This is a genomic window from Flaviaestuariibacter flavus, assembly GCF_004337505.1.
Classification (GTDB): domain Bacteria; phylum Bacteroidota; class Bacteroidia; order Chitinophagales; family Chitinophagaceae; genus Flavisolibacter; species Flavisolibacter flavus.
Window position 1 is genome coordinate 285,158 of the sequence record NZ_SJZI01000050.1, and the last position, 9,675, is coordinate 294,832.

Consider the following 9,675-nt stretch of genomic DNA (forward strand, 5'->3'; position numbering starts at 1 on the left):
CCCTTATTTTTAGTTTCGCAACCGTCCCGGATAAACGTATACTATCACTAATTGCTGACATGAAGAAAATTCTTGCCCTCGGGCTTGGAATGCTGCTTGCCTTTTGCGGCAACGCGCAATCCGCCAGCGACTCCTATGCGAACGCTCATGGCCCGAACCCGGGCCATCCTGTTGAATCCCCCGACTTTGTGCCCACCGACAGCATCAGCCATACCGGCCCGGTACCTGCCGGCGTATGTCCCGGCCTGACAATCACCCTGCACGCTTTGCACAGCCCGCAGAATTCCACCTACCAATGGACCCTCAACGGCACACCGGTTCCGGGAGCCACCGACTCCATCCTGGTAACCGCTACCCCAGGCGATTACAGCGTGATCGTGGTGAACGGGCCGGATACTTATAACTGGCCGACGCTGACCGTCGTTGGTTTTTCCAAGCCGGTGCCCGATTTCAGTTTCTCGGTAAACAATCAATGCAGCAGCACGCCTGTTTCCTTCACCAACCTGACCGCAGGGGCGGGCAATACCTATAGCTGGAATTTTGCCGATCCCAACTCCGGGGCGGCCAATACTACCGCGGCTTCCGACCCCACGCACTGGTTTGCAGGTTCGGCGCTGGGCGGCAACCAGTCCTTCCCGGTAAAGCTCTATGCTACCAATAACCTCGGTTGTATCGACTCGGTTACCAAAACGGTCAATACCGTTTCTCCGGGCACGCAGCTTGGCGGAACCGGGCTGGTGGTTTACAACGGCAACCCGGTATTCACTTCCTGTACTTCCACGGGCGCGACGCTTACCTTTCAGAACCAGTCGAGCACCGCGGCAACCAACCTGGATTACCGGATCATCTGGGGCGATGCAACGCCGGATTTTACCGGCACGACCATGACCAACGTCAACCATTCTTATTCAGCAGGCACCTGGACGCTGCAGTTCATAGTCAGCTTCCTCGACCCAGGCAACGGGTCTAACTGCCGCGACACCGGCTACTATACGGTTTTTGTCGGATCGAACCCCGCGGTGGGCCTGAGCAACCCGGGCAACACCATTACCTGCTCGGAAAGCGCGCTGACCTTTCCGATCACGAGCACGGGCTCCAACTCGCCCGGAACGAATTATACGGTCTCCTTTAACGATGGCTCCGCGCCGATCAACTTCAGCCACCCGGCCCCGGCCAGCATCAGCCATACGTTCAACCTCTCTTCGTGTGGCACCAACAGCCAGAGCGGAACCACCACCTACCAGAACGCTTTCTCGGCCACCATCCGCGCCACGAACCCCTGCGGCTCCTCCAGCGCCTCGATCGTGCCGATCTATGTTTCGAAAAAGCCGAAGGCTGCCATGAGCATCGGTCCCAACGATACGGTTTGTACCAATATCAATGTCAATATCGTCAACACCTCCGGTAACATGAGCAGCGTCAGCAACGGCGTCTGCACCCCCGGCAAAGGTGTCTGGACAATCACGCCGGCCACCGGCTGGACCGTCACCGGCGCTACCGGAACCACCAACAGTTCGTCCGACCCGGCCTTCTGGACCGGCGGTTCCAATGCGCTCAACGTAGTGTTTACCGCTCCCGGCACCTACCAGGTGCGCCTCCAGGTTGGTAACACACAGCTTTGCGGCACCGATGAAATTGTGCAGACGATCTGCGTGAACGGGCAGCCGGTTTCCGACTTCACCCTGAGCACCCTGGCGGGCTGCGGGCCCGTACCCGTTACCGCTACCAACCTGACGGCACCTGCCAACTGCAACCCGAATACCTTCGCGTGGACGGTCAGCTATACGAACCCTGTGAACTGCCAGCCTGCCACCAGCAACTGGAACTTTACCGGCGGCACTGCGGCCAACTCGCCCAACCCGGCTTTCAATTTTGTGAATCCCGGTGTGTACACCATCGATCTTAAGGTAACCCCTCCGGGAAACACCTGCTCCAATACCTCCACAAAGACCGTTACCGTGAAGGCAAAGCCCAACGTGGTTTTCGATCCCATCGCGCCGATCTGCCCGGGTGTATTCAGCCCGGTGGCCGCGGTCAACAACTGCTTTTCCAGCACGGCCGAAACCTACCTCTGGACATTTACCGGAGCTGCAACCCCGACGTCCACCCTTCAGTCACCGACTGCAACCTACCCGAACCCGGGCACCTTCAGCATCCAGCTCGATGTCACCAACGAATGCGGTACCACAACGGTTACCCAGCCCGTACAGGTGAACCCGACGCCTGCGGTTGACCAGCCCGCGGATATCGTGGTGTGCAACACGCTTACAGCGCCGGCAACCAATTTCACCAGCGCCCAGGCAGGGCTCACTTTCAACTGGACCAACAGCGATCCTTCCATTGGTCTTGCGGCCAGCGGCACGGGCAATATCCCGGCCTTCACGGCTATCAATACGGGCAACACACCCAAGGTGGCCACCATCACCGTTACCCCGGTAAGCACTACCTGCAGCGGCCCGTCCAGGACTTTCACCATCACGGTGAACCCGACGCCGCCGATCGACGCGGGCGACGACCAGATTCTCTGTAACGCAACATCTACCACCATGGCCGCGGTGCTGGCATCCGGCACCACCGGCACCTGGACGCAGATCAGCACCGGCCCCGCCGCGACGATCACCAGCCCCACTTCGCCAACCACCACCATCACCGGCCTCACACCGCTCAATACCTACCAGTTTAAGTGGACCGTTACCGGCACCGGCATCTGTAATACGGTGAGCGATACGGTAACGGTGCTGAACCGTCCGCTGCCGACTACGGCAAACGCGGGCCCCGATACGCTGATCTGCGGATATGTCGGCGGTTCGCCTACGCTGCCGCTGCGCGGCAATCCCACCACCCATCCCTGGGAACTGGGTATGTGGACGGAAGTTGCCAGCCAGACCACTATCGGCACGCCGGTTTCGATCAATAACCCCGGCCAGCCCGTCACCACTATTGATGGCGTGGGCCTTGCAACCGGTCTCCAGCAGGGTGTTGTAACGCTGGTTTGGACGATCTCCAACGACGCGGGCTGCACCCCCTCACGTGACACCCTGGTGATCCGCCTCGTGCGCCAGCCGGTTGCCGGCACCCTGGCACCGCTGACGCCGCTTTGCTATAACAACGGCGTGACCGTAAACGCTTCCGGCTATACCGGAAACATCGTTGGCTGGGAGCGCAAGGATGCGCCTCTGGCCACCAACCCCTGGGTAAACCAAGCGAACGCCACACCTGCCATCACCCTCACCAACCTGCAGGATGATGTGGCGCTGCAGTTTATCGTGGCCCCGGTGAATGCCCTTTGCCTGAAGCGCGACACCGTCGTGGGGATCATCCCGGTAGGCAAGCCCATCGTGAACGTCATCGGCGCCCGCATCGACTCGGTTTGCTCCAACACACTTTACAATTCCAATTCACCCGCCGCTTCCGGCGGCAACAATACCCCGCCGGTATACCAGTGGGAAAGCAGCCTTACGGGCACCGGCTTTACCACTGTGCCAGGCGCCAACTCGGTTTCGTTCGACTTCAGCACCTCGCAGACCATCTGGCTGCGCCGCCTTGTGACCATCGGCGGCTGCTCCTCCGTCAGCGATACCATCAAGGTGTGGGTAGAAGACCCGATTTCGAACAACACGATCTCGGGGAACCAGACGATTTGTATCAACACGGCGCCCGCGCCGCTTACCGGCTCGGTGCCCAACGGCGGTTCGCCCTCGCAACCCCTGACGTTCCAGTGGGAGTCGAGCACCAATGGTGCCGTGTGGACTCCTGTGGGTGGGGCAAATTCGCAGAACTTCGCACCGGGTGTGCTGACGCAAACCACCTATTTCCGCCGCATCGTGCGTTCTCCGCGTTGTCCGTCGCCAACCGGTGGCCAGTCGAACATCGACACCGTGATCATCACCCCGGCGCCTGTCGCTTCCTTTGTGCCGAGCCCGGTCACAGGATGTTCGCCGCTAACGGTAACGGTGACCAACAACACTTCTGGCGCCGGCAACACCTACACCTGGAACTGGGGCGATCTCTCTGCGAACACGGTGACCACTTCCAATGCGCCGATCCAGCACGTGTTTACCACGGGCTCGCTCCGCACCTTCACCATTTCGCTCACCGCCGACAACAGTTGCGGCATGGATACACGCACCATCGACGTGACGGTGCAGCCCAACTCAGTGAACCTGAACCTGGCAGTCAGCTCTTCGCAGCTGGCCGGCTGCGCGCCGCATAAGGTGATGTTCTACAACAGCTCGCCGGGCGGTACGGCCTTTACCTGGAACTTCAACGATCCGCCGAGCCCGAACGTGAATACCACGAACCCGCTCGATTCGATCGAACATATCTTCAATGCACCGGGCACCTACCACGTAACGCTGCGCGGCACCAACAACTGCTCCGACACTACCGGTTTCGTGGACATTGTTGTGTATGCGAAGCCGACGGCTGCGTTCACACCGAGTTCGCTCACCGCCTGCGTGGGCAACCCGATCACGTTTACCAACAACTCCACCGGCGCTACGAACTACCTATGGAAGTTCATTAACGGCACTACGGTGACCACCAGCTCGGCCCAGAGCCCGAGCGTGCCGTTCAATGCGGCGGGCACTTATACCGTGCGCCTGATTGCATTCAATACGAACGCGGGCGGTACTGTAACCTGCACTGACAGCACGCAGATGGATGTGACCATCGGCGCCACGCAAACCGGTTCGATGACGGTGTCGGGAACCTCCAGCGCCTGCGCTCCCTTTACTGTTGACTTCACCAACAATACGACGCCGAATACTTCGGTGCTCTGGAACTTTGCCGACCCGGCTTCGGGCGCGGCGAATACCTCCTCGCTGAATACCGTGTCGCATACTTTCAACAATTCAGGCACTTATGCGGTAACCCTGAGCGTGAGCACCGCGGGTGGCTGCACCTTCACCAGCACCCGGAATATCACGGTCGGCGGTCCTTCGGGCACGCTCACCTACACCGGTGGCTACAAGTGCAACGGCCAGGGTGTTCAGCTCGATGTGGCCGGCGCTGGTGCAACGAGCTACACCTGGGACTTCGGTAATGCCGTTACCCAAACCACCACTGCGCCGTCGATCAATTACACATACCCCAGCGCGGGCGTTTACCTGCCTAAGGTGACGCTCAATGGCGGTGGCTGCGCGGTAGTGCTGACCGGCGTGGATTCTGTGCGCATCGAGCGGATGGTGAAAGGCTTCACTGCCACCTTCCAGCAGTTTTGCGACAGCACCCGCATCAACTTCCAGGATACATCGGCCGCCTTCTTCGGCAAAGCGTCCATCCGGTGGACCTTTGGCGGCGGCAACGGTACTGCTACCGGCGCATCGCCGTCGCTGACGCTCTTCAACTCGGCAACAATTAATGTAATGATGGTGGTTACCAGCAATAGCGGCTGTACCGATACCACGCGCCGCGACCTCCCGATTGCTGTTTGGAACACGCCCAACGTGACGATGAGCGAGCCCCCGGGCTTTACCGGCTGTGCCCGCCAGCAGCTGCTGTACGAGGCGGTGACCAATTCTGCAGACCCCATCGCCAACATCCAGTGGAGCACCAGCAATGGTGTCAACGGCACGGGACCGCGGTTCCGCCCGGTTTTCGGAACGCCGGGTGTCTACACCATCACTCTCACTGTTTCAACTGTAAATGGCTGTACGCGTGTGCTCACCAGCAACCCGCTCACCATCAACCCGTCGCCGACCGTTTCGATCGTTGACCCGCCCGCAATCTGCCGCGGCGGATCCGTCCAGATCAACTCGAGCGCCACGGGTGCTACCAGCTATAGCTGGTCGCCGTCTGCCGGCCTCAACAATGCCGGCATCGGAAACCCGGTAGCTAGTCCCGATTCGACCACTAACTATATCCTGACCGTAACCAACAGCGCTGGCTGCTCGGCACAGGCTAGCACGGTGGTGACCGTTATCCAGCCCATCACGCTGACGGTGCGCCCGGCCAGCGACAGCCTTTGCCTGGGCGATTCGCTGCAGCTCTTTGCCAGCGGCGCCACCAGCTTCACCTGGAGCGCCAATACACCGAACCCGGCCGACCTGCGCTGCACCACCTGCCCGAACCCGGTATTCAAACCTTCGCTGCCCGGTGAGTGGACCCTGACCGTGACGGGCACCAACAGCTGCTTCACGCGTTCGGCAACCATCCCGATCGGTGTGGGCACTTATCCGAGCGTCAACCTCGGCCCCGACCTGTTGCTGCCTGCGGGCACGATCAGGCCGCTCACAAGCACCGTCACCGGAGGACCGGTTACGAGCTGGCTCTGGACACCCGGCACCGACCTCAGTTGCACCACCTGTCCGCAACCCACAGCCACCATCCGCAATGCCATGACCTACGTGGTGACGGCGGCGAACGCTTATGGCTGCGTGGCCACCGACACACTCAACATCCGCACCTTCTGCGAAAAAGCGCAGGCCTATATCCCGAATGCGTTTTCTCCGGACGGCGACGGCATCAACGACGTGCTGATGGTGCGTGGCTCCGGCATCGTCCAGGTGAAATCCTTCCGCATCTTCAACCGCTGGGGCGAGGTGGTTTTTGAACGCGCCAACTTCAACCCCAACGATCCCACTTTCGGCTGGGACGGTAAGGTGAAGGGCGTGGTAACCCCGCCGGATGTATTCGTGTATACCGCGGAAGTGATCTGCGAGAATGGCACCACATTCACTTACAAAGGCAACGTGTCGGTATTAAAATAACTAACTGTATGAAAAAACTATTGGTATTCACAGGGGGGCTTCTGCTGCATGCGGCCGCATTCGGGCAGGACATCAACTTCTCCCAGTTCTACGAGATGCCCTTGCTCCGCAACCCCGCCCTTACCGGTACTTTCCGGGGCGATGTGCGGGTGGCCGCCGCCTACCGCAGCCAGTGGAACAGCGCCACGGCGGCATACAAGACGCAGGCCCTCGGCGCCGAGTCGAAGTTCGGCGTCAGCGTTAATTCCGACGACTATATGAGCTTCGGCATGCAGGTTACCAACGACGTTGCGGGCGACTCCAAAATGGGCAAGACGCAATTACTGCCGGTGCTGGCTTACCATAAGTCGATGAGCGCCGACCGCGATGCATACCTGTCGGTTGGCTTTATCGGCGGCATCGTGCAGCAACGCTTCGACCCGACGGGACTGCATTTCGACGACCAGTTTGTAAACGGTTCGTACAGCCCCGCCAATCCTACGCGGCAATCCTTTACCAACACCAATCTCATTTACTGGGATGCGGGTGTGGGCATCGCGTACAGCAGCGAGGCCGGAAGCGATGTGAGGTATTATGTCGGCGGCTCCTTCTATCACTTCAACCAGCCGCGCGTCGCCTTCAACCCGGCCAATGATGTGCGTCTCAACAGCAAGGTGTCGTTCAACGCGGGGCTATCGGTGCCGACGAGCGAGTCGGACAACCTCGTTGTGTACGGCGATCTTTTTGTGCAGGGCGGTCATAGCCAGGCCCAGGGCGGCTTTATCTTCCGCCACGACCTGCGCTCCCTTGGCGACGAAGGCGAGACCGTAACCCTCGGCGCGGGCGCCATGTACCGCCTCAACGACGCGATCGCTCCCGTTATCAAGCTGGATTACTACCAATGGTCGATCGGTCTTTCGTATGATGCCACCGTGAGCAAGCTCAAGAGCGGCAACGGCGGTCAGGGCGGCTTCGAGCTCACGCTCAGCTACAAGAACTTCCTGAACATCCGGAACAGCTCGGCGGACAAGCTGCGTTGCCCGGTAAGCCTTTAGGCGTGAGCCGGAAATCGTAAACAGCCAAAGGCGTCGCTTAAGCGATGCCTTTGGCGTCATTGCGGGCGAAGCGAAGCAAACTCCTGATTTACGCAGGGTGTTCACAGCCGCAGGGACCTTTTGCATTGAGACACTTTCGGCCAGGACCCGTATCAAGGTCAGGGAGTTTGCTTCGCTTCGCTCGCAATGACAGCTTCGCTGTCGCTTCGCACGCCAGCATAGCATTCCCGTTTCCCGTTTCACGATACATTTGCGCCATGCAGGAGTATATCATCGATGTGACGCAGGTGGAAGAATGGCAAACGATCCGCGATACGGATGCGTTGGAGCGCATCTTCCAGCGCGCCAAAAGCACGATTGTGAACGGGGAGCGGGTGATACTGTTGCGCAGCGACCGCGAGGGGCGCAGGAATGCATTCGATGAATTTTCCACCCTCGACGACCTGGAGCGCTATCGCGAATCGGTTTTCCGCTACCTGTAAAATCTCCTGAGCTCATCCCCATTACCGGCAGGACAACGCTTTCGGGCGGTCCATCCCACAATCCGGTGGATCCATCCCGGAAGGCCGGCCCGTTCCGGTGAAAAAGAACACATTTGTGTAACGCCGCTACTGACCACGGCGTCCCACAATCATGCAATCCCTGCTTCGCCCCGAATGGAGCCGCAAGATGCGGTTCTTCTCCTTTGTGTCGATGGTGCTGCTGGTGTTCGTGCACGGCTACGACCTGAACGACCGTTACCTGCAGCCCTTCACCTTTGTGCAGGAGAAGATGACGGTGACCACGTTCTTCGAGTACCTCACCGCTAATGGTCTTTTCCGTTTCCGCATCCCGATGCTTTTTGCTATTTCAGGTTACCTGCTTGCCCTGGGCGACAGCAAAGGCTACTGGCGTATCATCGGGAAGCGCTTCCGCACACTGGCCATTCCGCTGCTGCTCTGGGCGGCGCTCGGCGCACTCATCGCCTATGGCCTTTTTCACTGGTCCTTCACCCACCAGTCGGTCAGCAACATCCACATGCAGCCAACCAATAAGAACTGGAACCAGTTCGGCTGGCGCGAATGGCGCGATACGATCCTGAGCACCAATGTGAGCTACCAGCTCTGGTTTCTCCGGAGTCTCTTTATCCTCAACCTGGTCTACCCGGTGCTTCGCTGGCTGTCGCTGAAAGCCAGCGCCGCCTGGTTTTCGTATGTCACCTTGCTGTGGGTCTTCACACCGGTGGGCATGCTCAACCTCGCCGGTGAGATCGCCGGGCCGGGTACACCGCTGGGACAGGCCTTGTTCCGGCTCCACGGCCCCTGGGAGATCCTGCTCGATAGCGAAGGACTCCTTCCTTTCTGCCTCGGCATCTGGCTGTGCAAGCGCGGCAAGGACCTTTCGAAGACACCACGCTGGTTCTCGATGCCCGTTTTCGGATGCCTTTTCGTTGGACTGGCGGTAACCAAAACGATCCTGGCCTTCTACGGCGATTTCCGCAACCCCTTCGCGATCGGAGCGCCGATCTGGCTGCTGCACAAGGTGGTGGTGGCCTCCGGGATGCTGGTCGCCTGGTTTGGCGCCGACCGCCTCGCCGCCTGGTGCCTGCAGCGCCGCTGGTTCCGCCACGCCTCCGACCAGTCGTTTATGATCTATGCCCTGCATGTGCCGCTGATCACCTATATGATCGACCCGGTGCATCGACTCCTGCAAGGCTTCCGGTATTACCGGCTTGCTACGTACCTGTTATTGCCCTCGGTGATCATACTGGCCGCGATCGCGCTGGGCGCACTGCTGAAGCAGCTGGCACCCCCGGTGTTCGGCATCCTTACCGGCAACCGCGGGCTCAAGCCCCTGCCGGTGCCGCCTGCAGCCGAAGACGGGCAGGTGCGGGTATTGGCACCGGTGACGCCTGTTGGTCAGTAGCCGATCAATTGATATAAAAAAAGGAG

General features: G+C 59.9%; 4 protein-coding genes. All 4 read left to right on the forward strand.

Annotated elements, in window-relative coordinates:
* Positions 1 to 59: 59 nt before the first annotated feature.
* The 4 genes from EPD60_RS15290 to EPD60_RS15305 all read left to right on the forward strand — a co-directional run bounded on the left by EPD60_RS15290 (position 60) and on the right by EPD60_RS15305 (position 9,649).
* Positions 60 to 6,710: a PKD domain-containing protein gene (locus tag EPD60_RS15290; RefSeq protein ID WP_131450384.1), complete on the forward strand. Its 6,651-nt coding sequence runs from the start codon at positions 60 to 62 to the stop codon at positions 6,708 to 6,710.
* A gap of 8 nt (positions 6,711 to 6,718) precedes the next feature.
* Positions 6,719 to 7,744, forward strand: coding sequence for a PorP/SprF family type IX secretion system membrane protein (locus EPD60_RS15295; protein ID WP_131450385.1), 1,026 nt, complete (start codon positions 6,719 to 6,721; stop codon positions 7,742 to 7,744).
* 257 nt (positions 7,745 to 8,001) lie between these two features.
* Entirely contained in the window at positions 8,002 to 8,226 is a 225-nt protein-coding gene (locus EPD60_RS15300) for a hypothetical protein (protein WP_131450386.1), read from the forward strand.
* 151 nt (positions 8,227 to 8,377) lie between these two features.
* Positions 8,378 to 9,649, forward strand: coding sequence for an acyltransferase family protein (locus EPD60_RS15305; RefSeq protein WP_131450387.1), 1,272 nt, complete (start codon positions 8,378 to 8,380; stop codon positions 9,647 to 9,649).
* Positions 9,650 to 9,675: the final 26 nt, after the last annotated feature.